This is a genomic window from Streptomyces sp. NPDC007808 (assembly GCF_042868655.1).
Taxonomy (GTDB): Bacteria; Actinomycetota; Actinomycetes; order Streptomycetales; family Streptomycetaceae; genus Streptomyces.
The window spans coordinates 170,125-185,410 of record NZ_JBIAEQ010000006.1; the positions used below are offsets into that span (position 1 = coordinate 170,125).

Below are 15,286 nucleotides of genomic sequence, written 5' to 3' on the forward strand. Positions count from 1 at the left end.
CGGCTACGCGAAAGTGACCGCCGGACACGCAGCGGCGCCCAGGGCATGCGCATGCTCTGGGCGTTACTCCTCCTCACCGAGGTCATCCCCGACATGGCCCACCCGCTGTGGAAGACCCCGTGACGAAGCGAGGCCACTTATCGCGGCACGAGGGCGGATGGACCCGTGGAACGGTCAACACGCTCAATGCGACCCCAATTCGACCCCGCGAGGACAGGACCAGAAAGGCACCTGATCCGGCCTCGGCCGAAGCGGTGACGCGAGCTGAATCCCACGTGGCAAGCAGCAAGCGGCTGACCAGGGAGTTTCCGTCCCACGGAAGTCCTATTGCCGGGGTGGAGGCGACATTGTCATGGTGTTTCCGACACGACGTCGAGGATGACGGGACCCGCTCATGCCGCACATGACCGCCTTCGCCAGGAACCAGTGGTACGTCGCCGCATACAGCCATGAGGTCGGACGCGAGTTGCTCGGGCGCACGATCCTCGGTGAGACGCTCGTGCTCTACCGCACGCAGGAGGAGGGGACACCGGTCGTCCTGCACGACCGCTGTGTGCACCGGCGCTACCCGCTGTCCGAGGCGCCGACCCGGCTCGACGGGGACCGGATCGTGTGCGGGTACCACGGGTTCACGTACGACACGACAGGTACGTGCGTGTACGTGCCGGGGCAGAAGCGCGTCCCGCGGACGGCGCGCGTGGCCTCCTACCCCGTCGTCGAACAGGACTCGCTGATCTGGGTGTGGATCGGTGACCCGGCACTCGCCGACCCGGGAAGCATCCCGCGGGCCAGGCACCTCGACTCCCCCGGCTGGGTCACCGTGCGCGGCATGGAGCCCATCGACTGCGACTACGGCCTGCTCGTCGACAACCTCCTCGACCTCTCGCACGAGACCTATCTGCACGGCGGCTACATCGGCACCCCCGAGGTCGCCGAGACGCCGATCACCACCGAGGTCGACGAGGGCGCCGGCATCGTACGGGTGAGCCGGCACATGGACGACGCGGAGTGCCCGCCGTTCTACGCCAGGTCGACCGGCATCCAGGGCCGGATCACACGCTGGCAGGACATCGAGTACCACGCTCCGTGCCTGTATCTGCTGCACAGCCGGGTCGCCCCGGTCGGTGTGCTGCCGGAAGCGGACGGCAGTGACCCGAACGGCTTCCACACCGAGGTCACGTACGCCATCACCCCGTCCGGCGACGGCAAGGTGTACGACTTCTGGGCTGTCTCGCGTGACTGGGCGACGGACGACGACGAGGTCACCGAGTTCCTGCGCGGCAACAACCACACCGTCGTCATGCAGGACGTCACCGCGCTCAACCTGCTGCAGAAGACCCTCGGCACCGAACGGCACGGCTACCAGGAGCTGAGCATCAACATCGACACCGGTGGACTGGCCGCCCGCCGTATCCTCGCCCGGCTGGTCGAGGAGGGCGACAAGCCGGTGGAGAAGGTCCTGTGAGCAGCCCGACGGGTGAGGTCTACCGCATCGACTGGCTGCCGGGCACCGACACCCTGCGCGGCACCTGCCACTGCGGCGCCGAGCACACCGCGCAGGACCCGGTGCGCATGTGGGAGTGGATGCTGGGGCATCCCGAAGGACACGAACCGCGAGGAAGCACTTCATGAGTGACGTGCACGAGGACGAACTCGTCGTGGTGCGGCGCGAGTTCGCCGCCGAGGGCGTGCTTGCCCTGACCCTGCGCCATCCGCTCGGCGAGCCGCTGCCGGCGTGGGAGCCGGGCGCCCACATCGACGTGGTGCTAGGGCCGGGGCTGGAGCGCCAGTACTCGCTGTGCGGCGACCCGGCGGACCGTACGGCGTGGCGGATCGCCGTGCTGCTGGAGCCGGACGGGCGCGGCGGGTCCGCCCATGTGCACCGTCGGGTGGGCCCGGGCGACAAGGTCCGGGTCCGCGGACCGCGCAACCACTTCCGGCTGGTGCCGGCCTCGGCGTACCGCTTCGTCGCCGGTGGAATCGGCATCACCCCGATCCTGCCGATGCTCGCCGCGGCCGAGGCCGCGGGTGCCGAGTGGACGCTGCTGTACGGCGGGCGTACGCGTGGATCCATGGCCTTCGCCGAGGAGTTGGCGCGGCGGTACGGCCGCGGTCGGGTCACGATCGCCCCGCAGGACGAGACCGGGCTGCTGGACCTCGCCCCCGCGGTCGACGACGTGCCGGACGGCACCCTCGTGTACTGCTGCGGCCCGGGGCCACTGCTCGACGCCGTCGAGGCGCGCTGCCCTCCCGGAGTCCTGCACGTCGAGCGGTTCCAGCCGAAAGACCTGCCCGGTGCCGACGACGGGGAGTTCGAGGTCGAGCTGGCCCGGAGCGGGCTGACCCTCACGGTCTCGCCGGGCGTCTCCGTGCTGGACACGGTACGGGCGGCAGGTGTGGAGGTGCTCTACTCCTGCACCGAGGGCACCTGCGGCACCTGTGAGACCGATGTCCTGGACGGCACGCCGGAGCACCGGGACTCCGTGCTCACGGCCGAGGAGCAGCGGAGCGGCGAGACGATGATGATCTGTGTGTCCCGGTGCCGGGGGAAGCGGCTGCTGCTGGATTTGTGATCCGCAGGTCGGCCTCGATGCGGGCGACCGTCGCCAGCAGGTGCGGGAGCAGGTCGCGGCGTACGGAGTCGACGGAGTTGCGGCCGGCGTGCACGGCGATGTTGACCGCCGCGATCACCTCGCCGTCCCGGTCCCGCACCGGGACGGCGAGCGACCTCAGCCCCTCCTCCAACTCCTGGTCGACGAGGGCGTATCCCTGCCGGCGGACCCGGCCGAGCTCGGCGCGCAGGACCTGAGGTGAGGTGATGGTGCGTGCGGTCAGGGGCTTCGACTCGGCCTGTGCCAGCCGGGGCCGAACGTCCTCCTCCGGCAGGTGGGCGAGGATCACCCGGCCCACCGAGGTGACGTACGCCGGGAACCGGGTGCCGACCGTGATGGACGCCGTCATGATGCGGCGGGTCGGGACGCGGGCGACGTACACGATGTCGTCGCCGTCCAGGACGCACAGCGAGGACGACTCCCGTACCTGCGCGACGAGTTGCTCCAGATGGGGTTCGGCGATCTGCGGCAGGGTGTAGCTGGAGAGGTAGGAGTAGCCGAGCTCCAGCACGCGCGGGGTGAGGCGGAAGTGGCGGCCGTCGGTGTGGACGTAGCCGAGGTCGGCGAGGGTGAGCAGGAAGCGGCGGGCGGCGGCACGGGTCAGCTCGCAGGCGCGCGCGACCTCGCTGAGCGTCAGCGCCGGGTGCTCGGCGTCGAAGGCTCGGATCACGGCGAGGCCGCGTTCGAAGGACCGGACGAAATGAGGTGCGCGGGCTTCTGCGGACATCCTGGCCTCCGGCGTGCCGTACGACCGTACGCTCTGCGCACGCTAGAAGTGCGGATCTCGTGATGTCAACTGCCCTTGCGTACACAGGCATTGACCCTCAGACCGGCAACCCCTTAGTTTCGCGCTGAGCACTTGTGTGCGGTCTGCGCACCGCCCGTCGAAGAGCTGTCCCACTAGGGGGAGTCATGCGTCGTCTGCTCATCTGCCTCGCGGCCGGCACCCTGTTCACCGCCGCGACGGCCTGCAGTTCCGATTCTTCCGGGTCGGCCGGCGGGGACAAGGGATCCGGTGGTACCACCACGCTCAAGGTCGGAGTCATTCCCATCCTGGACGTGGCTCCCGTCTATCTGGGCCAGAAGAAGGGCTTCTACGCCGAGCGCGGCATCGAGCTGGAGCTGGTACCCGCCCAGGGCGGAGCGGCGATCCTGCCCGGTGTCGTCTCCGGTCAGTTCCAGTTCGGCTTCAGCAACACGACGTCCCTGCTGGTGGCCGCCTCCAAGAACATGCCCGTCAAGGTCGTGGCGAACGGCGTCGCCTCCACTGCCAAGGAGGGTGCCGATTTCATGGGCACCACGGTGAAGAAGGGCAGCGCGATCAAGTCCCCCCGGCAACTGGAGGGCAAGAAGGTCGCGGTCAACACGCTCAACAACATCTGCGACACCGCGGTCAGGGAGTCGGTGCGCAAGGACGGCGGCGACCCGTCGAAGCTGAAGTTCGTCGAGATGCCCTTCGACCAGATGCCCGCCGCGCTCGACAACGACCAGGTCGACGCGGCCTGCACGCCGGAACCCGCGCTCGCCACCGTCAAGGCCCAGGGCGGCACGTCCATCGCGTCGAGCTTCTACGACGTGGACCCGAACCTCACCGTGGCCATGTACTTCACCTCCCGGCAGTACGCCCAGGAGAACCCGGAGCTGGTGAAGAAGTTCCAGGAGGCGACCGCCGAGTCCCTCGAGTACGCCGACAGCCACCCGGACGAGGTCCGCCGGATCCTCACCACCTACACGAAGATCCCGCCGGACCTGCTGGACAGACTGACCCTGCCGCACTTCCCCGCCGAGCCGGACCGTGCCTCCATCGAGAAGCTGGCCGAACTGGCCGAGCGCGACGGCCTGTTCGAGGAGAGCGCCGACCTGGACAAGCTGCTGCCGTGAAGGCGGCCAACGCCCTGCTGGGCGCGGCCGGGCTCGCGGGGTTCCTCGCCCTGTGCGAGGCGGTCCCGCGGCTCGGCATCGTCTCCGAGGACTATTTCCCGACTGTCAGCCGCATCACCGACGCGCTCCTGACGGAACTCGGTGACCAGGCGTTCTGGACGGCGCTCGGGGACACGCTCACCGGCTGGGCGCTGGGTTTGGCCATCGCGGTGACGGCCGGGATCCTCGCGGGAGTGGTGATCGCGGTCGTGCCCCACCTGCGGGAGGCGACCGCGTCCACGATCGAGTTCCTCCGCCCGATCCCCTCGGTCGCCCTGATCCCGCTCGCGGTCCTGCTGTACGGCACGGAACTGCAGTCGGTGCTCCTGCTGGTGGTGTACGCGTCGTTCTGGCAGGTGCTGATCCAGACGCTGTACGGCATCCAGGACGTCGACCCGGTCGCCGAGGAGACGGCCCGCTCCTACGGCCTCGGCACCTGGGCGCGGGTCCGCCACGTCCTGTGGCCCACGGCCCTGCCGTACGTCATGACGGGCGTCCGCCTGGCCGCCGCGGTCGCCCTGATCCTCGCGGTGACGGCCGAACTCGTCATCGGCGCCCCGGGACTGGGCCGGCGCATCGCCGTCGCGCAGACCTCGCAGGCCGTACCTGAGATGTACGCCCTGGTGGTGGTCACCGGTCTGCTCGGACTGGTGATCAACGTGGGTGCGCGGACGGTGGAGCGCCGGGCGCTGGCCTGGCACCAGTCGGTACGCGGGGAGGTGGCGGTGTGAGTGGCGGTGTGAGTGGCGGTGTGAAGCGCCTGGTCCTGCGGCTCTTCTTCGTCGCCGCGCTGCCCGCCCTGCTGGTGGCCGCCTGGTGGTTCGCCTCCGCCGGCAGCACCGACGTGTACTGGCCTCCCCTGCAGACCATCCTGGAGGCATTCCCGGACGTGTGGACCGCGCAGCGCCTGCGCGACGACGTCCTGCCCAGCGTGCTGCGGCTGACCGGCGGTTACGCGCTGGCGGCCGTCGTGGGCGTGGCGCTCGGCACCGTCATCGGGTCCTACCGGCGGGTGCGGGCGGTGTGCGAGCCGGTCCTGGAGTTCCTGCGGGCGGTGCCGCCGCCGGTGCTGGTGCCGGTCGTCACGTTGTTCGCGGGCATCGGAGACATGAGCAAGATCGTCGTGATCGCGAGCGGCTGCGTCTGGCCGATCATGCTGAACACGGCCGAGGGCGTGCGCGCGGTGGACTCGGTCATGTCGGAAACAGCCCGCTCGTACGGCGTCACGGGCGCCGCACGGCTGCGTCACGTGGTGCTGAGGTCGGCGAGCCCGCAGATCTTCGCGGGCCTGCGGCAGGCCCTGTCCATCGGCATCATCCTCATGGTGATCAGCGAGATGTTCACGGCGCAGAACGGACTCGGTTTCACCATCGTCCAGTTCCAGCGCGGGTTCGCGATCCCCGACATGTGGACCGGCATCCTGGTCCTCGGTCTGCTCGGTTTCCTGCTGTCGGTCCTCTTCCGGTTGGTCGAGCGGCGGGCGCTCGGTTGGTACCACGGTCTGCGCGCCTCGGCCCGGCGGTCGCCGTGAACCTCGACGAGAAAGGGCGGTCCATGCTCGACGTACGTGGCCTGCGGAAGGTCTACGAGGGGTCGGGGCGGCGCGTGGAGGCGGTCCGCGACCTCACCTTCACCGTGGACGCGGGGGAACTGGTCTGCCTCGTGGGCCCGTCGGGCTGCGGCAAGACGACCCTGCTGAAGTGCGTGGGCGGGCTGCTGACGCCGACGGCGGGGGAGGTGCGCCTGGTGGGGCAGCGGGTGAGTGGTCCGCCGCCCGGCATGGCGTTCGTCTTCCAGGAGTACGGGCGCAGCCTCTTCCCGTGGATGCGGGTCGGCGAGAACGTCGAACTGCCGCTCAGGCAGAAGGATATGAGCAGGGCCCGCCGCCGGGAGCTGGTCACCGACGCGCTGACGTCGGTCGGCCTCGCGGACGCCGCCGGGGCGTACCCCTGGCAGCTGTCGGGCGGAATGCAGCAGCGGGTGGCGATCGCCCGCGCCCTGGCGTACGAGCCTCACATCCTCTTGATGGACGAGCCGTTCGCGGCCGTGGACGCCCAGACCCGGGCCGATCTGGAGGACCTCGTACGGGGGCTGTGGCGGGAACGCGGTATCACGATCCTCTTCGTCACCCACGACATCGACGAGGCCGTGTACCTCGGTCAGCGGGTGATCGTGCTCTCCGCGTCGCCGACCGTCGTACGGGAGCAGCTGAAGGTCGATCTGCCCGACGACCGGGACCAGTTGACCACGCGTGTGTCCCCGCGCTTCGCCGAGCTGCGGACCCGTGTGTACGAGCAGGTCCGGTCGGCGAAGCGCAAGGCGGCGGCCATCGCCGAGACGGACACCCCTCCGCGTCCCTGACCGGCCGGGGTGGGGCCGGGCCGCGCCCCTCGGTGTACGGCACGGCACGGGCCCCGTCAGTGCTCTTCGCGTGCGGCCCACAGTCCCCGGACGTGCCCGAGGTGCCTTGTCATGACCTCCCGTACGGCCCTCTCGTCGCGTGCGATCAGCGCGTCGAGGAGTTCGAGGTGCTCCTCGGCGGACGCCAGCAGGCGGCCCGCCCGGACGAGCGCGGTGAGCCCATAGAGCCGGGAACGCCCCCGCAGGTCGCCGACGACCTCGACGAGATGGGCGTTGCCCGCGAGGGCGAGCAGCCCGAGGTGGAAGCGGGTGTCGGCCTCGACGTAGGCGATGAGGTCGGCACAGACGGCGGCCTGCACGATTTCCCGGGCGGCGGGGCGCAGTGCCTCCAGGGAGACCTTGTCAGCGGTCCTGGCCAGCTCCACCACCGTGGGGATCTCGATGAGCGCGCGGATGTGCGTGTACTCGTCGAGTTGCTTCTCGGACACCTCGGTGACCCTGAAGCCCTTGTTGGGAACGGTGTCGACCAGGCCCTCCTTGACCAGGTCGAGCATGGCCTCGCGCACCGGCGTCGCCGAGACGCCGAAGCGGGCGGCGAGGGTCGGTGCCGAGTACACCTCGCCGGGGAGGAGTTCACCGGCGATCAGCGCGGCCCGCAGGGCGTCGGCGACCCGCTCCCGGTAGCTGCTCTTCTTGCCGCCCAGGGTGGGCAGCGCCGGGGCGGCTGCGGTGGACGGGGCGCCGGTGCGCTGGACGGCCATGGGTCTCCTAGCTGTGCAATGTCACGCGGTACGCGCCTCATTATCCTCGACGTTCACAGCACGAACCCGGCCGGGAACGGATCGGTCGGGTCGAGCTGGTACTGCGCCGTGCCGGTGATCCAGGCGCGGCCGGTGAAGCTCGGCAGGACGGCCGGGCGGCCCGCCACCTCGGTGGTGCCCAGGAGGCGGCCGGTGAACCGGGTGCCGATGAAGGACTCGTTCACGAACTCGGTGTGCAGGGGGAGTTCGCCGCGCGCGTGCAGCTGGGCCATGCGCGCGCTGGTGCCCGTGCCGCAGGGTGAGCGGTCGAACCAACCGGGGTGGATAGCCATGGCGTGCCGGGAGAGCCGGGCGGTGGAGCCGGGGGCGACCAGGTGGACGTGGTGACATCCGCGGATGGACGCGTCCTGCGGGTGGACGGGTTCGTCCTCGGCGTTGATCGCCTCCATGAGGGAGAGACCGGCCCGGAGGATGTCGTCCTTGCGGGAGCGGTCGAACGGCACCGCGAACTGCTCCAGCGGCAGGATGGCGTAGAAGTTGCCGCCGTACGCCATGTCGTACGTCACCGTGCGTCCGTCGGCCAGTGTGATCTTGCGGTCGAGGGCGACGGAGAAGGACGGCACGTTCTGGAGGGTGACCGCCTTGGCGGCGCCGTCCTCCACCGCCACCTCGGCCACGACGAGGCCCGCCGGGGTGTCGAGCCGGATCGTGGTGACCGGCTCGACGACCTCGACCATGCCGGTCTCGACGAGCACCGTCGCCACGCCGATGGTGCCGTGCCCGCACATCGGCAGATAGCCGGAGACCTCGATGTAGAGGACGCCCCAGTCGCAGTCGGGACGGGTGGGCGGCTGGAGGATGGCGCCGCTCATCGCCGAGTGGCCGCGCGGTTCGTTCATCAGGAGTTGCTTGATGTCGTCGCGGTGCTCACGGAAGTACAGGCGCCGCTCGTTCATGGTGGCGCCGGGGATCGTGCCGATGCCGCCGGTGACGACGCGGGTGGGCATGCCCTCGGTGTGCGAGTCGACGGCGTGCAGGACGAGTGTGCTGCGCACGGTCCGGCCTCCTTTGCGGTGACGTGAGTACGGTTACGCGAGCCCCGCGGCGACGGCCTTGTCGGTGGCGGCCCGGACCGCCGCCTCCTGCTCGGGCAGCAGCGGAACGCGCGGCGGGCGGACCGGTCCGCCGTGTCGGCCGACGATGTCCATGGACAGCTTGATGGCCTGCACGAACTCCACCTTGGAGTCCCAGCGCAGCAGCGGGTGCAGCTGCTCGTACAGTTTCCTGGCCGTGCCGAGGTCGCCGCGGACGGCCGCGCGGTACAGCTCGACGCAGGACTTCGGCAGCGCGTTGGGGTAGCCGGCCACCCAGCCCTTCGCACCGGCGATGGCGAGCTCCAGCAGTACGTCGTCGGCGCCGATCAGCAGATCGAGTCCCGGGGCGAGTTCGGCGAGCTGGTAGGCGCGGCGGACGTCGCCGGAGAACTCCTTCACGGCGTGGACGTATCCCTCGCCGTGCAGCTTGGCCAGCAGCTCCGGCACGAGGTCGACCTTGGTGTCGATGGGGTTGTTGTACGCCACGACGGGCACGCCCGCCTCGGCGACCTCGGCGTAGTGCGACAGCACCGACCGCTCGTCGGCGCGGTAGGCGTTGGGTGGCAGCAGCATCACGGACGCGCATCCGGCGTCGCGTGCCTGCTCGGCCCAACGGCGGGACTCGGCGGAGCCGTAGGCGGCCACGCCGGGCATCACGCGGGCACCGCCGACGGCGGCGACGGCCGTCTCGACGACCTTGGCGCGCTCCTCGGGGGTGAGGACCTGGTACTCGCCGAGCGAGCCGTTCGGGACGACGCCGTCGCAGCCGTTCTCGACCAGCCAGGCGCAGTGCTCGGCGAACTTGCCGTGGTCGACGGAGAGATCGTCGTTCAGCGGGAGGGCGGTGGCGACGAGCACTCCGCGCCAGGGGCGGTGTTCGAGGTCGGTGGTCGGCATGAGATCCCCTCTCAATAGGGTGTGACATTTTACTGATGGATACAGCGGTGGGCAGGATGTCCGTGCGGTCGGTCCGGCTCAGTCTCTCCCGTTCTCGCCGGCACGGGCCAGGACCCCGAGCGGTACGGGCCGGGCGAACGGCCGCCGGGACGGGGTGGCTTCACATCCGGCGAGGCCCGCCACCGCGGGCCCGCACACCCGGCCCTGGCACCAGCCCATCCCGGCCCGGGTCAGCAGCTTCACGGTGCGCGGATCACCGGCGCCGAGTTCCGCGACGGCCTCCCGGATCGCACCGCCCGTGACCTCCTCGCAGCGGCAGACGACGGTGTCGTCGGTGACCTGGTCGGCCCAGTACGCCGGCGGCGCGTACACGGAGTCGAGCGCGGCGGAGAACGCGCGCAGCCGGTCCCTGGCCTTGGCGGCCGCCGCCCATGCGCGCGGGTCGGGCTCGGTCCGGCGCAGGCGCGCCGCGGCCGAGTGCCCGGCGATGCGGCCCTCGGCGAGCGCGAGGGCGGAGCCGCCGACGCCCGTGGCCTCCCCGGCGGCCCAGACGCCGGGCACGTCGGTGCGCTGTTCGTCGTCGACGCGCACGTCGTGTCCGTCGAGCCGGCAGCCCAGTGTCTCGGCGAGATCGGTGTGCGGGAGCATGCCGTGGCCGACGGCGAGGGTGTCGCAGGGGATACGGCGTCCGGTGCCGGGCCTGACCCGGCCGTCGCCGTCGAGCGCGGCGACGGTGACCGCCTCGACCCGACCGGTGCCGTGGGCCTCCACGATCGTGTGCCGGGCCAGGAGCCGTACCCGGTGGCGCAGCAGCCGTGCCGCGTACCCGGCGCCTTCGACGACCTTGCCGGGCTGCGTTGCCAGCGCGCGGGACCGCCGTGCGAAGGCCCTGGGGCCTGCTGACTCGACGAGAGCGGCCACCTCGACGCCGGCCGCGGCGAGGCCGGTCGCCACGGGGAGGAGAAGCGGGCCGGTCCCGGCGACCACGGCGGTGCGGCCGGGGACCGCGAGCGTGCCCTTGAGCATGGCCTGGGCGCCTCCCGCGGTGACGACACCGGGGAGGGTCCAGCCGGGGAACGGCAGCACCTTCTCGTATCCGCCCGTCGCCAGGAGCACGGCGTCGGCGTTCACCTCGACCGGGTCCTCCTGCTCCGGGCCGAGGAGCGCGTGCACGGTGAAGCCGTCGGTGCGCCGCTGCGCGCACCACACGTGATGCTCCGTCAGGTGCCGTACGGTGCCCGCCCGGACGTGCGCGCGCAGCGCTTCGGCGAGCCGCTCCCAGGCGCGCCACTGGTGGTGCAGGGCCTGGGGACGGCGGGCGCGCAGTTCGGCGGCGGGCTGCCGGTAGAACTGCCCGCCGGCCTGCGGGGCCGAGTCCAGGAGTGTGACCCGTACGCCGTGCGCGGCGGCCGCGACGCTCGCCGCGAGGCCGGCCGGGCCGGCGCCGATCACCGCCAGGTGCGGGCGTGCCTCCGGCCGGTCCGGGTCAGTCATCGTGGCCCGTCCCCTCCTGGGTGCGGATGGCGTCGCCCGGCCGCAGAGGCGCCAGGCAGGCCCGCTGGTTGGGCCGGCCGTTGACCGTCACGAGACAGTCGAAGCAGACGCCGATGCCGCAGAAGACACCGCGCGGACGGCCCTCGCCCCGGGTGCGGCGCCACGACGTCACTCCGGCCGCCCAGAGCGCGGCGGCGACGGTCTGGCCGGGCAGGGCCTGGATCTCACGGCCGTCCAGGGTGACGGTGAACGGGGGGCCGGGACGGGCGTCGGCCAGTTCCACGGGGGATCTCACGCGGCCTCCTCGGCGAAGCGGTCGGGGCGGAACGGCGCCAGGTCCAGGTCGGGCCTGTCGGCGGTGAGGGCTTGGGCGATCAGGTGGCCGGTGCCGGTGGCGAGTCCGATGCCCGCGCCCTCGTGACCGCAGGCGTGGTACAGCCCGGGGACGCGGGGGTCCGGTCCGACGGCGGGGAGGTGATCGGGCAGGTACGGGCGGAAGCCCAGGTAGGAGCGCATGGCCCGCACTCGCTCCAGGAACGGGAACAGCCGGGTCGCGCCGGCCGCCAGGGCCCGTACGACCGGTAGGGAGAACGTCCGGTCGAACCCGACCCGCTCGCGGCTGGCCCCGATCAGGATCGGCCCCGCGACGGTGCCCTCCACGACGGGTGAGGTCTGCAACGCGGCCGAGTCGCTGGCGACGTCGGCCACGTAGTCGGCGGCGTACACCTTGTGCCGGACCCTGCGTGGGAGGGGTTCGGTGACGAGGACGAAGCCGCGCCGAGGGAGGACGGGCAACGGGGCGCCCGCCAGGGCGGCGACCTCGCCGCCCCAGGTGCCGGCCGCGTTGACGACCGCGGCCGTGTGGAGGTCGCCCCGGTCGGTGCGGACCCCGCGTACGGTGCCGTCCGGGGCGCGCAGGACGCCGGTGACGGTGTGGCCGGTGAGCAGGCGGGCGCCGGAGGCGCGGACCAGGTGGGCTGCGGCCAGGGCGGGCATGACCTGGGCGTCCTGCGGATAGTGGACGGCGCCGGGCAGGCCCGGGGCGAGGTGGGGTTCGAGAGCGTACAGCGCGTCGCCCGCGACCGGTTCGGCGATGACCCCCGCGGCACGCTGCCCTTCGGCGAACCGCTGCAGTGCCGCGAGCCCGCCGGACGAGGAGGCGACGACCACTCCCCCTTTGGCCTCGTACTCGACGGCCTCGCCGAACTCCCGTGCCAGTTCGTCCCAGAGGCGGCCGGACAGCAGCGCCAGGTCCAGCTCCGGGCCCGGCTCCTTGTCGGAGACGAGGAGGTTGCCCTCTCCGGCACCGGTCGTGCCGCCGGCCACCGGGCCACGGTCGACGAGGATGACGTCGAGGCCCGCGCGGGCCGCGTACAGGGCGCAGGCCGCACCCACCATTCCGGCTCCGACGACCACGACGTCGCAGGTCAGTGGCTTACTCACGGCAGTACTATGTCACATATCCCAGACGCTGGGAATGAGGTGACGCCGAGTGAGGTGACGACGAATGGGTGACGACGAATGAGGTGACGACGGAGGGACTTCAGCTTCAGGCTCGACGATGGCGTGCGCGCACGCTGACGGGGCGCCGTCGGCGACCTGAACGCCGACGGTGCCCCGACCAGCCTCAGGGGGTGGGCACGACGCGCAGATGGGCCGCGGTGCGGCGGCGGATCCCACGGGACCTGGGCCGGTCGCGGCGCACCTCGCGCAGCACCAGCGTCAGCCGGGTGTACCCCAGTTCCTGAAGGGTTCTCGGCGTCTCGTCCACGACGCGGCACTCGGTGGCGCCCCAACGGGGGTCGGGATGCAGCAGGGGACGCACCGCGCCGTCGTGGGCCACCGCCCGCTCGCCGACCGCGCGGACCCAGTGCGGCAGGCCCTGCCGGTAGGCGGCCTCCATGATCGGGTCCTGGGCGATCTCGCGGCGGATGGCCTGCAGCCCGTGGTCGTGGCCGCGCCCCTCCACGGCCGCCGCGAAGTGCGCCAGCATCGGCAGGCACCAGCTGGACTCGTGGTCACCGAGGACCGTGCTCGCATCAGGGTGGAAGAGGACGAACCGGAGGAAGTTGTCGTCGGGCATGGCCGTCGGATGCGGGCCCACGCCGCTGAAAAGTGACGCGAAAGCGGTGTTCGCCAGAACGACGTCCCAGCGGTGATCGAGAACGACAGACGGGAACGGCACGGCCTCCAGAAGAGTGGTGTAGTCCTGCAGATACTCCTGGGCCTCGCGCCCCTCGGGGACGGGCCGCGGAACGGACCGCTGCCCACCTGCCTGATATGCCATCGGGAGGTCACCCCTCTTGCCTATGCGGCCTTCTCGCGGCGCCCCGATCCTGCTGCCCCCGCCGGAGCCATGTCAACTATCGTGGCATTCGGTGCCTGTTGACGGCTGAAATTGGCCACAGTTGTGGCGAGACCTGGATGTGAGTTCGAACTAGCGGGTAATCTCCACCGAGTTCACGGCAACCGCTTGTGAGAAGCCTGTGAGAGACGTAGGAGATCTGTCGGTGACGGATGGCTTCGAGGGTCCGGGCGCCACGCAGACGGCTGCGCTGCCGGCCGTCGTCGCCCGTGTCACCGCGCTCGCCGACCGGCTCGGCGTGCCGCACACTGAGGTCTTCGACACCGGCCGCCTGTCCGTGGCCTGCGGCGTCCCCGAGCCCGTCGTCAAAGCCCTGCTGAGCGGCCGCCCCGCCGGCGAGCCGGACGTGCAGGCCCGCTTTCTGCAGCGCCTGGACCTCCTGCGCCGCACGCGCCTCAAGCCGAACGGCCGCAGGTACACCCAGCAGGAGATCGCCGACGGTGCGGGCATGTCGCGCCAGCAGGCCGGCGCCCTGATCAACGGCGACCGGCGCCCCACCATGGAGCACTGCGACGCCATCCAGCGCTTCTTCCGCGTCCACGCGGGGTTCCTCACGGCCGAGGACCCCGAGGCACTCACGGGCGCCCTCCAGCACACCGAACAGGACCTGCTGCACAAGCTCGCGGAGCGGGAGGCGGCGCAGGCGGCCGAGGACCCGCTGGAGAGACTCCTCCAGGATCACGGCGTGCGCGGAATCGCCTGGCGGGCCGCCCAACTGCCCACCGACCAGCACCGCGACAAGGTCGCCGAGTGGCTGGACATGCTCCTGGAAAGCGTCAAGCGGCCCGAGTCGTGAGCCGGGAGGAACGGGAGACACGTGGGCATCGGTAGGGAAATGCGCCGCCTGTGCGGCGAGTTGGTCGCGGAGCTGAGCCTCCCCGCGCCCGCGGCGCCGGAGATGCTGTACGGCGCCCTGTGCGACGCGATGAGCAGACGCCGCGGCCGTCCCGTCCACTTCCGTACGGCCGCCTTCCCCGTCGGCACCGCCAGCGGGCTGTGGCTCGACATGGCCGACCAGGACCTCGTCGTGATCGAGGAACGCACCGCACCCGACCACCAGTTGGTGATCCTCGGCCACGAGCTGTGGCACATGAAGGCGGGGCACTGCACGCACAGCGTCGAGGGCGCCACCGTGGCGGCCCGCCTCCTGAGCGACGACGCCGACCTGCGCTCGACGGTCCTGAAGGTCGCCGCCCGCAGCCACTTCGACCAGGCCGAGGAGAAGGAGGCCGAGACCTTCGGCCTGCTGCTGGCCAGCAAGTGCCGGGCTTGGCTGGCGGTGTCGTCGGTACGAGGTCAGCGCGATCACCTGGCGGGGCGCATCGAGGCGTCGTTGGGCTACCTGGGCCCACAGGGCTGAACGAGGGCGCCGCGGTGGCGCGCACGCCGCCTCGGGGGCGTTTCACCTCCGCTGAGCGGGCGAACCCACACGTGGCCGAGCCCGATTGTCAGTGGTGGGCGGCAAGCTGGTGATGCGCCCTCATATGCGGGGCGTGTTGCGATGACGCCGACTTGGGGAGAGCCGACCGATGCCCACCGCCGTACTGACCGACCGCGAGCGCACCGCCGTCCAGGCCTATCTGCGGCTGTTGCACACCGTACGGGCCGCGTTCGACGGTCCTCCCGGCTCCGGCCGACCACCGGTGGTGCCGCCCTCGGTCCTGGCCGAGGCGGAAGCGGCACTGCGGGAGGCAGGACTGGCCGGCAACGAGGAGGAGTTCTTCCGGCTGCTGCGGAGCTGGTGCCCCGCAGAGCCCTGAGTGCCTGTCGTTCGGATCAGAT

18 protein-coding genes are annotated in these 15,286 nt (G+C 71.4%); 10 read left to right on the plus strand and 8 right to left on the minus strand.

Going from position 1 to position 15,286, the window contains the following annotated elements; all coding sequences use genetic code 11:
* The first annotated feature begins 394 nt into the window (after positions 1-394).
* From ACFYNL_RS23135 to ACFYNL_RS23145, 3 genes are read left to right on the plus strand one after another with little or no spacing between them, the layout of a single operon-like run.
* A complete protein-coding gene (locus ACFYNL_RS23135; RefSeq protein WP_388806520.1) occupies positions 395-1,465 on the plus strand; it encodes a Rieske 2Fe-2S domain-containing protein in 1,071 nt (356 codons plus the stop codon).
* On the plus strand, positions 1,462-1,632 hold the full coding sequence (locus ACFYNL_RS23140; RefSeq protein ID WP_019756246.1) for a hypothetical protein: 171 nt from the start codon (positions 1,462-1,464) through the stop codon (positions 1,630-1,632). Before ACFYNL_RS23135 ends, ACFYNL_RS23140 begins: the two co-directional genes overlap by 4 nt.
* The gene (locus ACFYNL_RS23145) at positions 1,629-2,573 is read left to right on the plus strand and encodes a PDR/VanB family oxidoreductase (RefSeq protein ID WP_388806522.1); all 945 of its coding nucleotides are present in this window, start codon (positions 1,629-1,631) and stop codon (positions 2,571-2,573) included. The genes ACFYNL_RS23140 and ACFYNL_RS23145 overlap by 4 nt, the downstream gene beginning before the upstream one ends.
* Here ACFYNL_RS23145 and ACFYNL_RS23150 read toward each other — a convergent pair.
* Entirely contained in the window at positions 2,488-3,339 is an 852-nt protein-coding gene (locus ACFYNL_RS23150; protein WP_388806524.1) for an IclR family transcriptional regulator C-terminal domain-containing protein, read from the minus strand. The genes ACFYNL_RS23145 and ACFYNL_RS23150 overlap by 86 nt on opposite strands.
* Positions 3,340-3,524: 185 nt before the next feature.
* On the opposite strand from ACFYNL_RS23150, the gene ACFYNL_RS23155 reads away from it, so the two are divergent.
* Genes ACFYNL_RS23155 through ACFYNL_RS23170 form a run of 4 tightly spaced genes read left to right on the plus strand, consistent with a single transcriptional unit; the run spans position 3,525 to position 6,893 of the window.
* Positions 3,525-4,493: an ABC transporter substrate-binding protein gene (locus tag ACFYNL_RS23155; RefSeq protein ID WP_388806526.1), complete on the plus strand. Its 969-nt coding sequence runs from the start codon at positions 3,525-3,527 to the stop codon at positions 4,491-4,493.
* Positions 4,490-5,263 carry an ABC transporter permease gene (locus ACFYNL_RS23160; RefSeq protein ID WP_388806528.1) on the plus strand — a complete coding sequence of 258 codons (774 nt, stop codon included), beginning with the start codon at positions 4,490-4,492 and terminating at the stop codon, positions 5,261-5,263. The genes ACFYNL_RS23155 and ACFYNL_RS23160 overlap by 4 nt, the downstream gene beginning before the upstream one ends.
* Before the next feature lie 20 nt (positions 5,264-5,283).
* The gene (locus tag ACFYNL_RS23165; protein WP_388807286.1) at positions 5,284-6,063 is read left to right on the plus strand and encodes an ABC transporter permease; all 780 of its coding nucleotides are present in this window, start codon (positions 5,284-5,286) and stop codon (positions 6,061-6,063) included.
* Between the two features lie 23 nt (positions 6,064-6,086).
* Entirely contained in the window at positions 6,087-6,893 is an 807-nt protein-coding gene (locus ACFYNL_RS23170) for an ABC transporter ATP-binding protein (protein WP_388806530.1), read from the plus strand.
* 56 nt (positions 6,894-6,949) lie between these two features.
* Here the strand turns inward: ACFYNL_RS23170 and ACFYNL_RS23175 are convergent, their stop codons facing one another.
* From ACFYNL_RS23175 to ACFYNL_RS23205, 7 genes are all read right to left on the minus strand, one after another.
* Complete coding sequence (locus tag ACFYNL_RS23175; protein ID WP_388806532.1) at positions 6,950-7,654, minus strand: GntR family transcriptional regulator; 705 nt, start codon at positions 7,652-7,654, stop codon at positions 6,950-6,952.
* Between the two features lie 53 nt (positions 7,655-7,707).
* Entirely contained in the window at positions 7,708-8,709 is a 1,002-nt protein-coding gene (locus tag ACFYNL_RS23180; protein ID WP_388806534.1) for a proline racemase family protein, read from the minus strand.
* Positions 8,710-8,742: 33 nt separating this feature from the next.
* On the minus strand, positions 8,743-9,645 hold the full coding sequence (locus ACFYNL_RS23185) for a dihydrodipicolinate synthase family protein (RefSeq protein ID WP_388806535.1): 903 nt from the start codon (positions 9,643-9,645) through the stop codon (positions 8,743-8,745).
* Positions 9,646-9,723: 78 nt separating this feature from the next.
* Positions 9,724-11,139, minus strand: a complete 1,416-nt coding sequence (locus ACFYNL_RS23190; protein ID WP_388806537.1) for an FAD-dependent oxidoreductase — start codon at positions 11,137-11,139, stop codon at positions 9,724-9,726.
* Positions 11,132-11,434: a (2Fe-2S)-binding protein gene (locus ACFYNL_RS23195; RefSeq protein ID WP_388806539.1), complete on the minus strand. Its 303-nt coding sequence runs from the start codon at positions 11,432-11,434 to the stop codon at positions 11,132-11,134. Before ACFYNL_RS23195 ends, ACFYNL_RS23190 begins: the two co-directional genes overlap by 8 nt.
* On the minus strand, positions 11,431-12,582 hold the full coding sequence (locus tag ACFYNL_RS23200; RefSeq protein ID WP_388806541.1) for an NAD(P)/FAD-dependent oxidoreductase: 1,152 nt from the start codon (positions 12,580-12,582) through the stop codon (positions 11,431-11,433). The genes ACFYNL_RS23195 and ACFYNL_RS23200 overlap by 4 nt, the downstream gene beginning before the upstream one ends.
* A gap of 184 nt (positions 12,583-12,766) precedes the next feature.
* Positions 12,767-13,426, minus strand: a complete 660-nt coding sequence (locus tag ACFYNL_RS23205; RefSeq protein ID WP_388806543.1) for a hypothetical protein — start codon at positions 13,424-13,426, stop codon at positions 12,767-12,769.
* Between the two features lie 223 nt (positions 13,427-13,649).
* On the opposite strand from ACFYNL_RS23205, the gene ACFYNL_RS23210 reads away from it, so the two are divergent.
* The 3 genes from ACFYNL_RS23210 (at position 13,650) to ACFYNL_RS23220 (ending at position 15,264) form a co-directional block, all read left to right on the plus strand.
* Complete coding sequence (locus ACFYNL_RS23210; protein ID WP_388806545.1) at positions 13,650-14,300, plus strand: helix-turn-helix domain-containing protein; 651 nt, start codon at positions 13,650-13,652, stop codon at positions 14,298-14,300.
* Between the two features lie 39 nt (positions 14,301-14,339).
* Positions 14,340-14,864, plus strand: a complete 525-nt coding sequence (locus ACFYNL_RS23215; RefSeq protein WP_388807287.1) for a toxin-antitoxin system, toxin component — start codon at positions 14,340-14,342, stop codon at positions 14,862-14,864.
* Positions 14,865-15,033: 169 nt separating this feature from the next.
* On the plus strand, positions 15,034-15,264 hold the full coding sequence (locus ACFYNL_RS23220; RefSeq protein ID WP_388806547.1) for a hypothetical protein: 231 nt from the start codon (positions 15,034-15,036) through the stop codon (positions 15,262-15,264).
* The last annotated feature ends 22 nt before the right edge of the window (positions 15,265-15,286 follow it).

What these genes read in the sequence shown, in the direction of transcription:
- ACFYNL_RS23220 (WP_388806547.1), top strand. Translation starts at nt 15,034, where the DNA reads ATGCCCACCGCCGTACTGACCGACCGCGAGCGCACCGCCGTCCAGGCC.
- ACFYNL_RS23155 (WP_388806526.1), top strand. Translation starts at nt 3,525, where the DNA reads ATGCGTCGTCTGCTCATCTGCCTCGCGGCCGGCACCCTGTTCACCGCC.
- ACFYNL_RS23150 (WP_388806524.1), bottom strand. Translation starts at nt 3,339, where the DNA reads ATGTCCGCAGAAGCCCGCGCACCTCATTTCGTCCGGTCCTTCGAACGC.
- ACFYNL_RS23185 (WP_388806535.1), bottom strand. Translation starts at nt 9,645, where the DNA reads ATGCCGACCACCGACCTCGAACACCGCCCCTGGCGCGGAGTGCTCGTC.
- ACFYNL_RS23175 (WP_388806532.1), bottom strand. Translation starts at nt 7,654, where the DNA reads ATGGCCGTCCAGCGCACCGGCGCCCCGTCCACCGCAGCCGCCCCGGCG.
- ACFYNL_RS23215 (WP_388807287.1), top strand. Translation starts at nt 14,340, where the DNA reads ATGCGCCGCCTGTGCGGCGAGTTGGTCGCGGAGCTGAGCCTCCCCGCG.
- ACFYNL_RS23135 (WP_388806520.1), top strand. Translation starts at nt 395, where the DNA reads ATGCCGCACATGACCGCCTTCGCCAGGAACCAGTGGTACGTCGCCGCA.
- ACFYNL_RS23145 (WP_388806522.1), top strand. Translation starts at nt 1,629, where the DNA reads ATGAGTGACGTGCACGAGGACGAACTCGTCGTGGTGCGGCGCGAGTTC.
- ACFYNL_RS23170 (WP_388806530.1), top strand. Translation starts at nt 6,087, where the DNA reads ATGCTCGACGTACGTGGCCTGCGGAAGGTCTACGAGGGGTCGGGGCGG.
- ACFYNL_RS23190 (WP_388806537.1), bottom strand. Translation starts at nt 11,139, where the DNA reads ATGACTGACCCGGACCGGCCGGAGGCACGCCCGCACCTGGCGGTGATC.
- ACFYNL_RS23205 (WP_388806543.1), bottom strand. Translation starts at nt 13,426, where the DNA reads ATGGCATATCAGGCAGGTGGGCAGCGGTCCGTTCCGCGGCCCGTCCCC.